Origin of the sequence: Lachnoclostridium sp. An169, from assembly GCF_002160525.1 — a bacterium.
GTDB lineage: Bacteria > Bacillota > Clostridia > Lachnospirales > Lachnospiraceae > Mediterraneibacter > Mediterraneibacter cottocaccae.
Genome location: NZ_NFKT01000007.1, coordinates 46,869 through 61,779, shown reverse-complemented (window position 1 = coordinate 61,779; position 14,911 = coordinate 46,869). Strand labels below are relative to the sequence as shown.

Below are 14,911 nucleotides of genomic sequence, written 5' to 3'. Positions count from 1 at the left end.
TGCATGGTTACGGTAAAAATATTCGGTGTCGCCCGGCTGCGGGCCGGGACCGGAACATTCCGGTGTGACGAGAATGAAGTGAAGAATATTGACGGACTGTTAAACCGGATTCCCAATACGACCCGGAAAGAGGCAAAAGATCTGGTTGTTCTTGTAAACGGGAACCCGGCAGGCAGACACAGATCCTTAAAAGACGGGGATGAGGTGGCACTGCTGGCCCCGGCGGGAGGTGGATGATTATGAAGAAAATAAAAGAAATACCCTGGATTCATGAAGAAGAATGCGCCGGCTGTTCGGTCTGCGTGGAGAACTGCCCGATGGACTGCATTGCCATAGAAGAGCCGAAGTTCCATGGAGATATCCGCACTGTGGCGCGGGCTGACACGTCGAAATGTATCGGATGCGGGATCTGCGCGAAGGTCTGTCCCATCCGGGCGATTGAGATGAGGAGGGAAGGAAGTATGGGAGGTGGAAGCATGGAGAAGGAAAGATGTGAAAGCGGTGTGTCCCGGAATGGACTTAAGACAAGGTGGACGGGGAAAAAAGTGCTCTGCCGGATCTTCCAGTACGGCATGAAATATGCCATGTATGTCCTGCCGTGGAGGGTGCCGAAGGTTTTAAGGGGACCCGGCTGTGTGAAGAAGCTGCCGGAGGCTGTGAAGCGCCGGAAGTTTAAGAAGGTGCTTATTGTCACTGACGGAACCCTGATGGAGCTGGGACTTCTTCAGGGAATGCTGGACGCCATGGAAACAGCGGATCTCCCGTATGTGATCTATGACGGTGTGGCTCCGAATCCTACAGATGAAAATGTGGAGGAAGGAGTCCGCCTCTTCCGGGAAAACCACTGTGACTCTATGATCGCGTTCGGCGGCGGTTCTCCGATGGACTGCGCGAAGGGGATCGGCGCCCGGATTGCCAGACCGCGGAAACCGGTGAGAAAACTTCAGGGACTGTTCCGGATTCTCCGCCCTGTTCCTATGATCTTTGCAGTGCCGACCACAGCGGGAACCGGTTCGGAGACGACCATTGCGGCGGTGATCACGGAGGCCGCCACTCACCACAAGGCGTCCATGAACGATCTCTGCCTGATGCCGAAGTATGCAGTTCTGGATCCGGAGCTGACGAAAGGGCTCCCTCCACGGGTTACATCTACGACGGGAATGGACGCTCTCTGCCATGCGGTGGAAGCGTATACGAACAATACATACAACAGCAGGCTGGAAAAAGAAATGTGCCGCAGGGCGGTCCGCCTGATTTACGACAATCTGTACAGAGCATATACGGACGGCTCGGATATGGAGGCGAGACAGAACATGCAGGAGGCGGCATTTCTGGCGGGCAGGGCATTTACCCGCGGATCGGTGGGATATGTCCATGCCATCGGGCATACACTGGGCGGACTGTACGGAACACCTCACGGGCTTGCCATGGCGGTTCTTCTGCCTCACGTTATGAGGGCGTTCGGGAAGGCGGCCCACAAAAAGCTTGCCGAACTCAGCGATGTATGCGGGCTGACAGGCGCGGACGAGAGCATTCCGGAAAAGGCAGAGGCATTTATCCGCTGGATAGAAGATCTGAAGATAAAAATGGAGATCCCGGACCGACTGGACATGATCCGGGAGGAAGACCTTGACCAGATCGTGGAGTGGGCGGAGAAGGAAGGCAATCCTCTCTATCCCGTGCCGGTGATCTGGACCAGGGCAGAATTTAAGGAATTTCTGAAAACGTGTATGGAAACCGGGGACAGTGACCGATAATAAGAGCGGAGGTGAAATCCATGTGTACATGTATAACCTGGGAAAACGGGAGTTTTTATTTTGGACGGAACCTGGATCTGGACAGTTCTTTCGGGGAAAAGGTGGTTGTGACGCCGCGGAATTTTTCCCTCCGGTTCCGGGAAGGCGCGGGAGCGTCCCGGCATTATGCCATGATCGGTATGGCTTCCGCCAATGACAGCTTTCCTCTGTATGCGGAGGCGGTGAACGAAAAGGGACTTGGCATGGCGGGGCTTAACTTCCCGGGAAATGCAGTTTATCAGGAGCCGGCGGGGCAGCAGGAGACAGAAGCCGGACCGGGAAAGAATGGACGCGCCGGCACGGCGGAATCATCAGCGGCCGCTTTAGTCTGCGTGGCGTCCTTCGAGATCATCCCCTGGATTCTCTCCCGGTGCGCCTCTGTTGACGAGGCGGAGCCGTATCTGAGGAAAATGATTGTGACGAACCGGGCCTTTGCAGAAAACATGCCGCCTGCACCGCTTCACTGGATGCTTGCGGACCGGAGCCGGTGCCTTGTCATTGAAGCGGTGGAAGAGGGGCTGATGATTTATGACAATCCCTTCGGCGTGCTGACGAATAATCCGCCTTTTGCGTATCACCGTATGAATATGAACAATTACCTGAATCTTACGGCGGAAAGTCCGGCGAACCGTTTTGCCCCGGGGCTCCCGCTGAAGACTTACGCCCAGGGAATGGGAGGACTGGGGCTTCCGGGAGATGCCTCTTCCGCTTCCCGGTTTGTGCGCGCCGCCTTTCTGAAATGGAATTCCAGAGCGCCGGAGGATGAGAAGAGCAGCGTCGCCCAGTTTTTCCACATCCTGGACGGAGTGGCGATGGTGCGGGGAACCGTGATTACGGAGGCGGGGACTTATGATATCACTACTTATTCCTGCTGTGTGAATACGGAGACCGGGGTGTATTATTATAAGACGTATGATGACAGCACAGTCCGCAGCGCAGATATGCGGGCACAGGATCTGGATGGGGATCGGTTGGTTTTACTTGATCTGCTTTGAAATGATCTGTATCGGGGGAACGCCCGTTTCTTATTAAGGTGCTCAGGTTGTCATAAAGGCAGCCTGAGCACAAAGCTTTTTTCGCCCTCTTTTTCCTCTCTCAGAAATACATCTCCCCCATGTTTCCCTGCTACTGTCCGGCAGATGCTTAGACCGAGGCCGCTGCCGTTTCTGGTCTGTCTGGACCGGTCGCCGCATACGAAAGGCTCGAAGATGGAATCCTGGATCCCGGGAGGAATGGGAGTGCCGTTGTCCCGGACTTCAAAAATACACCAGTTTTCGACTTTTTTCGTCCTTATATGGACCTTTGTGCCGGGCGGATTGTGGACAATGCTGTTGTTCAGCAGGTTCAGGAGCACCCTGCGGGTCTCGGTGGGGTCGATATTCAGCAGAATCTCTGCGTCGGGAATGTCCACGTCCAGAGTCATTTCATTTTTCTCAAAGGCGTCGTAGCAGTCGATCACGCAGCTGCGTGCCAGTTCAGCGAAATCTGTTTCCTGCAGTGTCAGGCGGAAACTGTCGTTTTCCAGGCGGCTGTATTCCAGAAGCTTATTGACCAGTTCCGTCATATGGGCGGATTTGCGGCAGATGGCTTCCAGATACTCTTCCTGTTGCTCCGGAGAGGATACCATGTGGTCGGCGAGGGCGCGGGCACAGCCCTGGATTGTAGTGATAGGGGTCTTCAGGTCGTGGGCGATACTGCTTAAGAGATGCTGCCTCTCCCGGTTCAGCCGGTCCCTCTCCTCTGTTGCCTGTCTCAGTTCGTCCGCCAGAAGGTTGAAGGAATCCTCGATCTCCCGGTATTCGTACTCGGCATTCAGTTCAAGGTGACAGGAGTAGTTCCCTGCTGTGATCTCCCGCAGACCTTCCACGAGACGGGCGTTTGGAGCTGCCAGGTGGACCCGGATGACATGGGAATAGCGGAGCAGGCAGGCGAGCAGAAGAAGTATCACAGAGGCGGCAAGCACCAGCGCCGTCAGGTGCCAGCGGGCAGCAAGCTCTCCCCGGGGATTGATAAATGTGATTCCTGCGGATACATTTTCTGCGGGAAATTTGACGATTCCGGTCAGCGTTTTGCCGTCCCGTTCAAAGGCAGTGTAGGTGGCGGCGTATTTCTGCCGGTTAGCGGGATCCCCTTTGTAGGTGATATTGATCACTCCCGCAACGGTGAAACTGTCCGCCCGGAGCAGGGAGCCCAGGGCGTTCTGGGTGAGAAGCTCAGACTGTGTGTAGCTGTCTTTCGGCTCCGGAACGGTCCCTTTTGTGTAGATCACCTGATTGTTTTCATCCAGAATCTCGATCCACCCGCCGATATCATCCAGAAGGGAGATATCGGTGTTCTCATAGTCGGAAGAAATTAAAGTGGCGGCGTCTAAAATGGCGCGGGTGTTCAGCATGTCCGTGCCGAAGAGAAACAGGGAAACCGCATTGTAGATAACGGAGACGAGCAGGGCAAGGACAATCAGGAACGACGCATATTTTCGGATAATGTACTGGCTTAATGTTTTCTTTTTCATGAGATCATTTTGTATCCGAGACCGCGGATGGTACGGATGTAGGAACCTCCTTCATATTCTCCGGTTTTGTCCCGGATTTTGCTGATATAGACCATGATGTTGTTGTCATCCGCATAATAATCTTCGCCCCAGACAGCCTCATAGATCTGCTTTTTCGTAAACACCCTGCCCGGAGATTCCATGAAGAGCCGCAGCATCTTATACTCGATGGATGTAAGTTCAATGGCCGTTCCGTTTTTTATGAGAATACATTTCTCGGTATCCAGAGTCAGGTCGTGAACCCGGATAAGCGGGCTGCCCGACTCATTTTCCGGCTCATTCTGTCCGGCATGTCCTGTCCGTCCTGTTACGGGGGAACCGAGCTGGTAAAAGCGCCTTAAGTTAGCCTCCACACGGGCCACAACTTCCAGGGCGTCAAAGGGTTTGGCAATATAATCGTCCGCGCCCATGCCAAGCCCCAGGACTTTGTCGGAAGTCTCCCCTTTGGCGGACAGAATGATGACGGGAAGGTTCATGGCGCTGCGGATCCGGCGGATCAGGGTATAGCCGTCCATCTTCGGCATCATGATGTCCAGGATGGCAAGATCCGGTTTCTCTGAGCGGATCAGGGCGAGAGCCTGTTCGCCGTCTGTGGCTTCCAGGACGGAAAAGCCTGCGTTTTCAAGGTAAAGGCGCAGAAGGCTTAAGATTTCCTTTTCGTCGTCTGCGATTAATATGCGGTGATTCATGAAGGTTTCCTCCTAAATATATCAGTGCAGGGTTTTCGATAAAGTGTTCCGGCAGGTGTTCCGGTGCATCGGAGAATGTGCTATAATAACTGTGTTTTGCAGATCTGTTCTGCACAGAGAAAAGTATAACATTTTTTGCTGGAAGGAGTATATCAAAATGGAAAGAAGAATAGACGGACACACAAAATTATATGCACTGATCGGTTCCCCGGTGGGACATTCCGGTTCCCCTGCCATGTATAACTACAGTTTTGAAAAACTGGGGATCAACAGCGCCTACCTCGCTTTCGACGTACCGCTGGAGAAGACGAAAGAGGCCGTGGACGCCCTGCGCACGCTCCATGCAGGCGGATTCAATGTGACAATGCCCTGCAAGACAGCGGTGGCGCAGCTTGTGGACCGCCTTTCCCCGGCAGCAGAGCTTGTGGGAGCCTGCAATACCGTGGTTGTGGAAGAGGACGGCACTCTGACGGGACACATCACTGACGGAATCGGATTCGTCCGCAACCTGAAGGAGCACGGCGTGGAGATCAAAGGGAAGAAAATCGTCCTTCTCGGCACAGGCGGCGCGGCTACGGCAATCGCGGTTCAGGCAGCTCTGGACGGCGCCTCCGGGATCTCCATCTTCAACCGGAAAGATGAGTTCTTCGCAAACGGGGAGAAGACGGTGGAGAAGATCAGAAACGCAGTTCCGACAATCGAAGAGGTGTGCATCAACGATCTGGATGATACAGAACTTCTCGCGAAAGTGATCGGGGAGAGCGATATTCTGATCAATGCCACACGTGCCGGAATGAGCCCTCTGGAAAATGTAATGCCCGTGCCGGAGAGCTGCCTGCGCCCGGAACTTGCCGTGGCGGATGTGGTATACAACCCGCGGGAGACACTGCTGATCCGGAAGGCGAAGGAAGCAGGGTGCCGCGCCGCGGTGGGAGGTATCGGCATGCTGCTCTGGCAGGGAGCAGCGGCGTTCGAGCTCTACACCGGACAGGAAATGCCGGCGCAGGAGGTTCTGGAGAAATTCTTTTCCTAGGAATGGGTTCAGCGCATGTCCATCCGGCTGAATCGCCATATGGCTGCGCCAAGGATCAGGCAGACCAGGAGAAGCAGGAAAACGGTGGCGGCTGCGGCGGGAAGCCACGAGTCCCATTCACCGGTCAGAAGCTGATTTCCCCAGTAGGCGGGGAGCAGTTTTGAAAATGCGGTTTCCCGGGCGGCAAGATAATTTCCTCCGTAGAGGAACACGGCGGACAGGATGAAAGTGACAAAGGGACCGCAGAACAGACCGATCAGGAAGGTGACGGAGATCCACAGCAGATACATCACAAGACCGAGCCCGATATAAGCGAGAATCTCTCCCGTGCCCAGCCCGCCGACAGCGGAGCCATGAAATCCGCCGTTTCCCAGGGAAGAACCTGCGATCAGCCAGTAGTAGGAGATGACCGTGCAGGCAAGGGCAGCCAGTACAGAGCAAAGGGAGGAGATCACCGACGCCAGATATTTGCCAAGAAGGACGCCGGAGCGCTTCCCTGTCCGCAGGAGATAAAGGCGGATCTGCCCGCGCTCGATCTCTCCGGAGAATGCGAAGGAAGAGAAAAGGAGAAGGATGATCCCCGTGATTCCGAGGGAAGAGAGGACGGTCCAGCTGAGAAACAGGTAATCCATACAGGAGAGTGCGCCTGTCTCTCCCGTGGTCAGTGTGAGCTCCAGGGCGCCGCTGCGGACGCCGATGGCAATTAACAGAGAAAGTGCAGCCGGGATAAGCAGGATGAGTGTGCTTTTCCGGCTGATATTTTTATAGAGTTCCGATTTCAGTACTTTCCATGAGAACATAGTCTTGATATCCTTTCTTACAGTGAATATTTACCGGAGCAGGTCGATGAAGGAAACTCCGGAATTTTTGATATTGGCATAGGTGTCTGCGAGCCGGATCTTACCGTCTGCGAGCACGACGATGTCATCTGCCAGGCTGCATACCTCTGTGAGCTGATGGCTTGAGAAGATGATGGAAACGCCCTGTTCCCGGCTGAGCGAGAGAAGCAGCGACTTTGTATCCTCGATCCCCACAGGATCAAGCCCGACAAAGGGTTCGTCCAGGATCAGCAGATCCGGGCTTGTGAGAAGCGCCTGCGCCAGTGCGAGCCGCTGCTTCATGCCGAAGGAAAAGGTGCGCACACTTTTTCCCGCCGATCCGGAGAGTCCGACGAACTCCAGAAGTTCATCAATTTTCTGATTCGCCTCTTTCGGGGAGAGGACGCCGTCCAGCATGGCGAGAAGCTTTAAGTTCCGCCGCGCGCTCATGTCCTCGTAGAAGATCACATCCACAAGGGAGCCGATCCGCTTCCTGGTATCCGGATCATCTGTTTTCAGAGGGGCACCGTCAAATTCGATCTGTCCCTGATATCCCCGGTTCAGCCCGAGGATGGTTTTCATCATGGTGGTCTTTCCGGCGCCGTTTTTCCCGATCAGCCCGAGAATATGGCCTCTGCTCAATTGAAAAGAAACGTCTTTGAGCACCGGAAAGTTCCTGTATCCTTTCTGAAGGTGGGAGAGTTTTAATATTGTTTCAGACATGATAAATTCCTCCTGGTGATAATCAATGAAAGATAATCCGCAGCGCGCCGGATGTATGGCGGATAAGCAATACTGCGGTTATCTGACAGAGATTATGATACAGGAGGAACCTTTCGGGGAGATGGGAATAACCTTAAATGAACCTTAAAATGCAAACCAGTCGTCAAAGTTTAATTCACCGGAAGGATTTTTAACAGTTGCATTGTTCCGATAAACGTTAAATATTATTCCGATGGCGTTGCTATTATTCCGATAATGGGGTATATTATTGGCTAAGCGAGGTGAAATACTTATGTATATTTCAGTAAAACAAGCAGCAGAGAAGTGGGGAATTTCAGACAGAAGAGTACGAATCTTATGCTCAGAAGGAAAAATTCCGGGAGTTATCCGTGTGGGACGTAGTTGGAAGATTCCGGAAGAGGCAAAAAAACCGGAGGATGGCCGATATAGATCTGCAGAAAGTCTGTTAGAGATGATTGACCGAAAGAAAGCAGAATTGGACACCAGGCGCCCATTGACAGAAGGAGAGACAGAGCGGCTTACAGAAGAATTTGTGGTGGAGTATACTTATAATTCCAATGCGATTGAAGGTAATACGCTGACCTTGCGGGAAACAGATATGGTGCTGCGCGGCCTCACGATTGATCAAAAACCTCTCAAAGACCATATGGAGGCGGTCGGACATAAAGAAGCTTTTTATTTTGTACGGGATCTGGTAAAGGAGCAGGTGCCATTATCAGAGAGTGTGATAAAGCAGATTCATTATCTGGTACTGGCGGATAAAAAAGATGACCGTGGGGTTTACAGAAGAGTTCCGGTAAGAATTATGGGGGCAAAACATGAACCGGTACAGCCTTATCTTATTCAACCTGAGATGGAGCAGTTGCTGGAAGCTTATAGAAACAGCACCGAGCATATCATTCCCAGGCTCGCACGGTTCCATATTGAATTTGAAGGCATTCATCCGTTTATAGACGGTAACGGCCGTACTGGGCGGTTGCTTGTAAATCTGGAACTGATGAAAGCGGGATATCCGCCAATTGATATTAAATTTACAGATCGGGTTGCTTATTACAATGCTTTTGATGAATATTATGTAAAACATAATCTGAATGCGATGGAAAAGTTGTTTGCCGGGTATGTGAATACAAAGTTAGACAGCTATCTGGCAATGTTGGAAGCCTAATATCTAAAAGAATAAGGTCCGAGAAGCGGGGCGGCTTTGAGGATGATTTTGCTAAAATATTTCTCATACTTAAAAGGAAAGAGGAAATACGATGAGATACAGAACCTTAAACAATCTTCTGCTTGTCCTGACTGCGTTTATCTGGGGGTGTGCATTTGTAGCCCAGAGCGTGGGGATGGACTATGTGGGACCGTTTACATTCAACGCGGCAAGAAGTATTTTAGGGGGAATTGCCCTGCTCCCGGTTATATATGTGATGAACCGGGGAAAGAAAAAGAGGGATGTTCTGCCGGATGAGAATAAGGTGAAACATGCGGCGGAGAAAAAGCAGGAGCGGAAAACACTGCTCCTCGGCGGTATATGCTGCGGTGCGGCGCTTGCTGTTGCCAGTTCCCTTCAGCAGATCGGGATTATGTATACGAGTGCGGGAAAAGCGGGATTTATCACAGCACTGTATATACTGATCGTGCCCATTATCGGAATCTTTCTGGGGAAGAGAGCGGGAAAAAAGGTGTGGATCGGTGTTGCCCTGGCGGTTGTGGGGATGTATTTTCTCTGTATCAACGGAGGTTTTTCCATTGCAAGGGGAGACTTTTACGTGATCCTCTGTGCAGTGGGATTTTCGGTACATATTCTTGTGATCGACCATTTCTCTCCAAAGGTTGACGGCGTGTCCATGTCCTGCATCCAGTTCTTTGTAAGCGGGATTCTGTGCGGGATTCCGGCGCTGATCTTTGAGCAGCCGCAGATCGGCGGGATGCTGTCTGCATGGATGCCGATCCTGTATGCGGGCGTGCTCTCAAGCGGAGTGGGTTATACCCTGCAGATTGTCGCCCAGAAAAAAACAGACCCCACGGTGGCATCGCTTCTGATGAGTCTGGAGTCTGTCTTTTCTGTACTTGCCGGATGGGTGATCCTCGGCGAGCGGCTTTCCGGCAGGGAGATGTTCGGATGTGTGCTTGTGTTCGCTGCGGTGATCCTGGCGCAGCTGCCGGAGAAGAAAAAAGTGTAACAGAAAACTGCGACAGAAACTTGCAACAGGTTGCAAAAATCTTCCCTAAAACTGTCTGTGCGGATTGAATTGCAAGACCTGAAATGGTATAAAATAAAGCTTAAGACTGTTGAGCGCAAAAGCCCTTCGACAGTCCTAAGCTTTTATTTTGCGACAATGGGATAAGAAATATTGATCTGACCCTGCAGTATCTCCACTTACCTCTGCAGTCGCTCCACAATCTCCGCAAACCCCATCCCATGGGATGCCTTGACGAGAATGGTGTCATGTTCTTTCAGCACATTTCCCATATCGCTGAAAAATGCCTCTTTTGTATCATAGTGATGAACTTCCGTTCCTTCCTGTGCGCCTCTTGCAGTCTCTTTCGACAGCTCCCCGATGCAGATCACCACATCGATGCCGGCTTCGGCGGCGTACTGTCCGACCTCATAGTGCATTTCTTTTTCCTTTGCCCCGAGTTCAAACATATCGCCTAGGATGGCAACTTTCCTTGTGTCCGCACAGGCGAGTACGGAGAGGGAGGATTTCATGGAAGCCGGATTGGCGTTATAGCAGTCATCGATGAGCGTGAAGCGGTCCGTTTCAATCAGGTGATTGCGACCGGCAATGGGGACGAGAGCGCCGATTCCGCGGGCGATCTCCTCATCGGTCATTCCCAGTGCATATCCTACGGCAGTTCCGGCGAGGGCATTGTATACCATATGGTCCCCCGGAACAGGGATATGTGCGTGGAAAGTGGATTTCGGCGTCACAAACCGGGCATCGGTTCCTTTCAGTCCTCTGTTTTCTACATCGCATGCGTGGAAATCACAGCTTTCATCCAGACCGAAGTATACGGGGGTGATCCCGTTTTCAGGCTTGAAGCCGCGGAGTTTGTCGTCGTCGCCGTTGAAGATGACGGTTCCTTCCGGATTCATAAATGTGAGCATCTCGGTTTTTGCTTTGAGGATGCCGTCCCGGGAACCCAGATTCTCCAGGTGGGCGAAGCCGATGTTTGTGAACACGCAGATATCCGGACGGGCAACCTTGGCGAGACGGGTCATCTCCCCGAATTCACTGATTCCCATCTCAAGCACCGCGATCTGGTGTTCCTCGCGGATGTTGAATACAGTCAGGGGAAGTCCGATTTCATTGTTGAAATTTCCCTCGGTTTTCAGCACTCTGTATTTCTGTGAGAGAACGGAGGCGATCATTTCCTTTGTGCTCGTCTTGCCTACGCTTCCGGTGATCCCCACAACTTTGATGTCAAGGGAACAGCGGTAGTGTTCTGCCAGATCTTTGAGCGCCTGTTCGCAGGATGCCACACGGATATAGGTATACGGAACTTCTCCGAGGTCTTCCTCCGACAGGGCGCAGAGCGCACCTTTTTCCATGACCTGGGGGATAAATGTATGACCGTCCACGCGCGCACCTCTGATGGGGACAAAGAGGCTGTCCTTCTGCACTTTTCTGCTGTCGATGACAACACTGCTGACTTCGCGGTCCAGGAATGTTTCCGGGAGCGCTTCCGCGGACGGATTGCCGCAGAGTGTTCCGCCGCAGGCAGCAGCGATTTCCTTTAAAGACATATGTTTCATAAATAACTCCATTCCGGGGCAGATGTCATTCAGCCATCAGCCCGCCACATTTTTATAATTCCCGGGGCTTTACCGGGAATACCGGGCCTCAAGGGACTTCCGGATAATCAGCTCGCACAGGTCGCCGTATTCGATTCCCATGACCTTTGCCTCTTTGGGCAGCAGACTTGCCGCTGTCATGCCGGGCAGCGTATTCATCTCCAGACAGTACAGATTGCCCTCTGCATCCAGAAGGAAGTCGGCGCGGCTGTACACATTCAGCTTCAGCGCGTGATAAGCTCTGACAGTCAGTTCTTTCATCCGCTCGGAGATCTCTTCGGAGATGTCCGCAGGGCACACCTCGTCGGTAGCTCCGTCCTGATATTTGTTGGCATAGTCGAAGAATCCGGTTTTCGGAATGATCTCGATCGGAGGCAGGGCCTCGCCGTCAATGATGCCGCAGGCAAATTCCCGGCCTTTGATGAATGTCTCGATGACGACTTCATCCTCGTAGCGGAACGAATTTTCCAGTGCCTTTTCGTATTCTTCCTCTGTATTTACGATATATACGCCGATACTGGAGCCGCCGGAGCACGGCTTGATCACGACGGGCAGTGTAAGTCCTGTAGATGCCAAAGCGTGGTCGCTGTCATTTTTATACATGCAGACGCCTTCCGGGGTGGAGACTCCGGACTGCTGGAAGATCTGCTTGGTCAGCCCTTTGTCCATTGCCACGGCGCAGCCCAGGGAGTTCGGACCTGTGTAGCGGATTCCGAGCAGGTCGAATGTGGCCTGGAGTTTCCCGTTCTCGCCCTCACCGCCGTGGAGGCCGATAAATGTGATGTCCGCAAGGCGGCACAGTTCGATAACATTTGGCCCGAGGAAACAGTCGGACTGATCCGGACGGGAAGCTTTTACTGCCGCAAGGTCCGGCTCCGTGGTGCTGATGCCGCTGGCGATCTCCAGTCCGTGTCCCGGAAGAGTGAACACATCCTCCAGATTTTCCGGGGGATTCTCAAGACCAAGGAACACATCCAGAAGATATGCGTCATGTCCTTTCTCCAGTAATGTTTTACAGATTCCGGCAGCGGAGGAGAGCGAAACGTCGCGCTCTGTGCTTAATCCGCCTGCCAATACGATGATCTTCATGATATCAGATACTCCTTATCTTCTTATTTATACATTAACGCTGTTGAGCAGTTCTGTCTTTGTATCATACAGTTTCTGCGACAGGTCTACATATACTTTATGAGGGTTGAAGAGACGTTTGGTCTCATCCCACAGCGTCTCTTTTTCCTGGCGGCAGAAATCTGCGATCTCCTTTACGGAAGGAGAATCATATTTGCACTCGCCGTTGATGAAAATGGGCTTCAGGATCTCTTTCATGGTATAGGTTCCGCCGGCAAGCCGGGTCTTTTTCCAGGTGGCGTTGGGATCGAAGAGCAGCAGGTCTTTGTCGGTGTCGTACTCCTCGTCTACGAAGCAGATCAGGTCCGCGCGGATCTTGCCGGTCTCTTTGTCATAGATCCGGTAGATCGTCTTGTTGCCCGGGTTGGTGATCTTCTCCGTGTTCTCCGAGATCTTGATTTTGGGAATAAACTCGCCTTCCTCATTCTGGATGGCTGCCAGTTTGTACACACCGCCGAAGGACGGGCAGTCCTTTGACGTGATCAGGTTGGTTCCTACGCCCCAGGAAGTGATGGCCGCGCCCTGGATCTTCAGGTCGTTAATCAGGAACTCATCCAGATCGTTGGAAGCGGCGATGACAGCGTCGGTGAATCCGGCTGCGTCCAGCATCTTTCTCGCTTTTTTGGAGAGGTAGGCAAGGTCTCCGGAATCGAGGCGGATACCGTAGCTCTTCGGTCTGATCCCTGCGTCCCGCATCTCCTGGAATACCCGGATGGCGTTGGGAACGCCGGATTTCAGAGTGTCGTAGGTGTCCACGAGAAGGGTGCAGGAGTCCGGATAGAGTCTCGCGTATTCCTTGAACGCGGTATATTCGTCTTTAAAACTCATGATCCAGCTGTGGGCGTGGGTTCCGAGAACCGGTACGTCGAACATTTTCCCTGCCAGTACGTTGGAGGTGCCCACACATCCGCCGATCATGGCGGCACGCGCCCCGTAAAGACCCGCATCGGGACCCTGCGCACGGCGCAGACCAAACTCCATGACGCCGTTTCCCTGTGCCGCATAGACAACGCGGGAAGCCTTCGTGGCGATCAGGCACTGGTGGTTGATAATATTTAAGATCGCTGTCTCTACAAGCTGAGCCTCCATGATCGGGGCGATGACCTTGACAAGCGGCTCTTTGGGGAAGATTACGCTGCCTTCCGGAATGGCGTAAATATTTCCGCTGAAATGAAATCCGCTCAAGTAGTGAAGAAAATCATCGCTGAAGATCCCCAGCCCCCTCAGGTAATCCACATCTTCATAGGAAAAATTGAGATTCTTGATATATTCTATGACCTGTTCCAGTCCCGCCATGACAGAATAGCCGCCCTGGTTCGGATTGTCCCGGAAGAATACGTCGAAGATGACAGTCTCGTTTTCCTGTGTCTCAAAATAGCCCTGCATCATGGTAAGTTCATATAAGTCGGTCAGCAAAGTAAGATTCTGTGCGCTCATAACATTTCCCTCTTTTGCTTTACAATAATTTCTTTTCGATTATAGCACACGAGCAGGGAGGGGACAACGGTTAATTCGACGGTTTCTGCACCCGGAACTTGCTTTTGCCTGCGAAATAAAATATACTATATTCTGTCATATCCGCGGCTGACGGCGATAACAGAGGAAAAAGGGATCTGCAGGGGGAATTGTGATGCTGAATATACTGATCTGCGAGGATGAAAAGAAGTTCCTGGAGGAACTGACCGGGCTGGTCGGGGAGAGCCTGGGAGGACAGGTGCGGACTGTTGCCTGCAACAGTATGGCCGAGTTTAAAAAAGCGACGGAAAAGAATGTGCGGGATTTCGACATGGCGCTCATGGATATCTGTCTTGGAGAGAGCGACGGCATTGAACTGGCAGCGCAGCTCAAAGAGAAAAATCCACAGCTTAAGATTATATTCATAAGCGGACATGTAGATAACTATCTGGAAGGCCTGTTTCTCAAGGTAAAACCATATGGCGTGCTGAGAAAACCGCTGAACAGGGAGATCTGTATGCAGATGCTGGAGAAGGCGGCGGAAGAGAAAGAAGCGGAGGCAGATTTGTGTCCGGAGAAAACGCTTGCCCTGCGCGTGATAGGAGGAGAGATCCGCAAGATACCGCTGGACCAGGTGGAGCTGTTTGAGAGTTCGCGGAGAATTGTAACTGTGTATTTTGCCGGAAAGGAAGAACGCTGCTATGAAAAACTGGATCATCTGGAAAGACAGCTCCCGGATCAGTTTCTCCGGTGCCATAAAAGTTTCCTTGTAAACATGGACCGGATCCGTAATTTCGAGAAACATCAGATTGAACTGGAGAGCGGGCGGATGGTGGATGTAAGCCGGAGCCGTCTGAAAGAAGCAAGAGAAAAGTATTTTCAGTATGTGGGGGCAAAGCTGTAA

The 14,911-nt window shown here is 52.4% G+C and carries 15 protein-coding genes and 1 pseudogene; 9 read left to right on the top strand and 7 right to left on the bottom strand.

Features of this window, described 5'->3' with window-relative positions; genetic code table 11:
* The first annotated feature begins 3 nt into the window (after positions 1–3).
* From B5F07_RS07120 to B5F07_RS07110, 3 genes are read left to right on the top strand one after another with little or no spacing between them, the layout of a single operon-like run.
* On the top strand, positions 4–237 hold the full coding sequence (locus tag B5F07_RS07120; protein ID WP_162613064.1) for a MoaD/ThiS family protein: 234 nt from the start codon (positions 4–6) through the stop codon (positions 235–237).
* Between the two features lie 2 nt (positions 238–239).
* The gene (locus B5F07_RS07115) at positions 240–1,757 is read left to right on the top strand and encodes an iron-containing alcohol dehydrogenase (protein WP_162613063.1); all 1,518 of its coding nucleotides are present in this window, start codon (positions 240–242) and stop codon (positions 1,755–1,757) included.
* Positions 1,758–1,777: 20 nt separating this feature from the next.
* Positions 1,778–2,791 carry a choloylglycine hydrolase family protein gene (locus B5F07_RS07110; protein ID WP_087160580.1) on the top strand — a complete coding sequence of 338 codons (1,014 nt, stop codon included), beginning with the start codon at positions 1,778–1,780 and terminating at the stop codon, positions 2,789–2,791.
* Positions 2,792–2,841: 50 nt separating this feature from the next.
* Here B5F07_RS07110 and B5F07_RS07105 read toward each other — a convergent pair whose 3' ends face one another.
* Positions 2,842–4,308 carry a sensor histidine kinase gene (locus B5F07_RS07105; RefSeq protein WP_087160579.1) on the bottom strand — a complete coding sequence of 489 codons (1,467 nt, stop codon included), beginning with the start codon at positions 4,306–4,308 and terminating at the stop codon, positions 2,842–2,844.
* Positions 4,305–5,036: a response regulator transcription factor gene (locus B5F07_RS07100; RefSeq protein ID WP_087160578.1), complete on the bottom strand. Its 732-nt coding sequence runs from the start codon at positions 5,034–5,036 to the stop codon at positions 4,305–4,307. Before B5F07_RS07100 ends, B5F07_RS07105 begins: the two co-directional genes overlap by 4 nt.
* Before the next feature lie 157 nt (positions 5,037–5,193).
* Between B5F07_RS07100 and aroE the strand changes: the two genes are divergently transcribed.
* Positions 5,194–6,069 carry a shikimate dehydrogenase gene (aroE, locus tag B5F07_RS07095; protein ID WP_087160577.1) on the top strand — a complete coding sequence of 292 codons (876 nt, stop codon included), beginning with the start codon at positions 5,194–5,196 and terminating at the stop codon, positions 6,067–6,069.
* A gap of 8 nt (positions 6,070–6,077) precedes the next feature.
* Here aroE and B5F07_RS07090 read toward each other — a convergent pair whose 3' ends face one another.
* Positions 6,078–6,869, bottom strand: a complete 792-nt coding sequence (locus tag B5F07_RS07090; protein WP_087160576.1) for an ABC transporter permease subunit — start codon at positions 6,867–6,869, stop codon at positions 6,078–6,080.
* A 30-nt stretch (positions 6,870–6,899) separates the two neighbouring features.
* Complete coding sequence (locus B5F07_RS07085; RefSeq protein WP_204248826.1) at positions 6,900–7,610, bottom strand: ABC transporter ATP-binding protein; 711 nt, start codon at positions 7,608–7,610, stop codon at positions 6,900–6,902.
* Between the two features lie 25 nt (positions 7,611–7,635).
* Between B5F07_RS07085 and B5F07_RS23270 the strand changes: the two genes are divergently transcribed.
* The 4 genes and pseudogenes from B5F07_RS23270 to B5F07_RS07075 all read left to right on the top strand — a co-directional run bounded on the left by B5F07_RS23270 (position 7,636) and on the right by B5F07_RS07075 (position 9,808).
* The gene (locus B5F07_RS23270) at positions 7,636–7,758 is read left to right on the top strand and encodes a hypothetical protein (protein ID WP_275533111.1); all 123 of its coding nucleotides are present in this window, start codon (positions 7,636–7,638) and stop codon (positions 7,756–7,758) included.
* 144 nt (positions 7,759–7,902) lie between these two features.
* A pseudogene (locus B5F07_RS23360) lies at positions 7,903–8,019 on the top strand (helix-turn-helix domain-containing protein); the annotation flags it as partial.
* A gap of 147 nt (positions 8,020–8,166) precedes the next feature.
* Complete coding sequence (locus B5F07_RS07080; RefSeq protein ID WP_330397762.1) at positions 8,167–8,796, top strand: Fic family protein; 630 nt, start codon at positions 8,167–8,169, stop codon at positions 8,794–8,796.
* 91 nt (positions 8,797–8,887) lie between these two features.
* Positions 8,888–9,808: a DMT family transporter gene (locus B5F07_RS07075; RefSeq protein WP_087160573.1), complete on the top strand. Its 921-nt coding sequence runs from the start codon at positions 8,888–8,890 to the stop codon at positions 9,806–9,808.
* Positions 9,809–10,005: 197 nt separating this feature from the next.
* On the opposite strand, the gene B5F07_RS07070 is transcribed toward B5F07_RS07075, so the two are convergent.
* The 3 genes from B5F07_RS07070 to B5F07_RS07060 all read right to left on the bottom strand — a co-directional run bounded on the left by B5F07_RS07070 (position 10,006) and on the right by B5F07_RS07060 (position 13,989).
* Positions 10,006–11,385, bottom strand: a complete 1,380-nt coding sequence (locus B5F07_RS07070) for a UDP-N-acetylmuramoyl-tripeptide--D-alanyl-D-alanine ligase (RefSeq protein WP_087160572.1) — start codon at positions 11,383–11,385, stop codon at positions 10,006–10,008.
* A 69-nt stretch (positions 11,386–11,454) separates the two neighbouring features.
* A complete protein-coding gene (locus B5F07_RS07065) occupies positions 11,455–12,513 on the bottom strand; it encodes a D-alanine--D-alanine ligase family protein (RefSeq protein ID WP_087160571.1) in 1,059 nt (352 codons plus the stop codon).
* A 27-nt stretch (positions 12,514–12,540) separates the two neighbouring features.
* Positions 12,541–13,989, bottom strand: coding sequence for a nicotinate phosphoribosyltransferase (locus tag B5F07_RS07060; RefSeq protein WP_087160570.1), 1,449 nt, complete (start codon positions 13,987–13,989; stop codon positions 12,541–12,543).
* Between the two features lie 193 nt (positions 13,990–14,182).
* Here B5F07_RS07060 and B5F07_RS07055 point away from each other — a divergent pair, with 193 nt between their 5' ends.
* Positions 14,183–14,911, top strand: coding sequence for a LytR/AlgR family response regulator transcription factor (locus B5F07_RS07055; protein WP_087160569.1), 729 nt, complete (start codon positions 14,183–14,185; stop codon positions 14,909–14,911).

Excerpts from the sequence above, each read along its gene's own strand:
- B5F07_RS07120 (WP_162613064.1), top strand. The coding sequence starts at position 4 with ATGGTTACGGTAAAAATATTCGGTGTCGCCCGGCTGCGGGCCGGGACC.
- B5F07_RS07115 (WP_162613063.1), top strand. The coding sequence starts at position 240 with ATGAAGAAAATAAAAGAAATACCCTGGATTCATGAAGAAGAATGCGCC.
- B5F07_RS07110 (WP_087160580.1), top strand. The coding sequence starts at position 1,778 with ATGTGTACATGTATAACCTGGGAAAACGGGAGTTTTTATTTTGGACGG.
- B5F07_RS07105 (WP_087160579.1), bottom strand. The coding sequence starts at position 4,308 with ATGAAAAAGAAAACATTAAGCCAGTACATTATCCGAAAATATGCGTCG.
- B5F07_RS07100 (WP_087160578.1), bottom strand. The coding sequence starts at position 5,036 with ATGAATCACCGCATATTAATCGCAGACGACGAAAAGGAAATCTTAAGC.
- aroE (WP_087160577.1), top strand. The coding sequence starts at position 5,194 with ATGGAAAGAAGAATAGACGGACACACAAAATTATATGCACTGATCGGT.
- B5F07_RS07090 (WP_087160576.1), bottom strand. The coding sequence starts at position 6,869 with ATGTTCTCATGGAAAGTACTGAAATCGGAACTCTATAAAAATATCAGC.
- B5F07_RS07085 (WP_204248826.1), bottom strand. The coding sequence starts at position 7,610 with ATGTCTGAAACAATATTAAAACTCTCCCACCTTCAGAAAGGATACAGG.
- B5F07_RS23270 (WP_275533111.1), top strand. The coding sequence starts at position 7,636 with ATGAAAGATAATCCGCAGCGCGCCGGATGTATGGCGGATAAGCAATAC.
- B5F07_RS07075 (WP_087160573.1), top strand. The coding sequence starts at position 8,888 with ATGAGATACAGAACCTTAAACAATCTTCTGCTTGTCCTGACTGCGTTT.
- B5F07_RS07070 (WP_087160572.1), bottom strand. The coding sequence starts at position 11,385 with ATGAAACATATGTCTTTAAAGGAAATCGCTGCTGCCTGCGGCGGAACA.
- B5F07_RS07065 (WP_087160571.1), bottom strand. The coding sequence starts at position 12,513 with ATGAAGATCATCGTATTGGCAGGCGGATTAAGCACAGAGCGCGACGTT.
- B5F07_RS07060 (WP_087160570.1), bottom strand. The coding sequence starts at position 13,989 with ATGAGCGCACAGAATCTTACTTTGCTGACCGACTTATATGAACTTACC.
- B5F07_RS07055 (WP_087160569.1), top strand. The coding sequence starts at position 14,183 with ATGCTGAATATACTGATCTGCGAGGATGAAAAGAAGTTCCTGGAGGAA.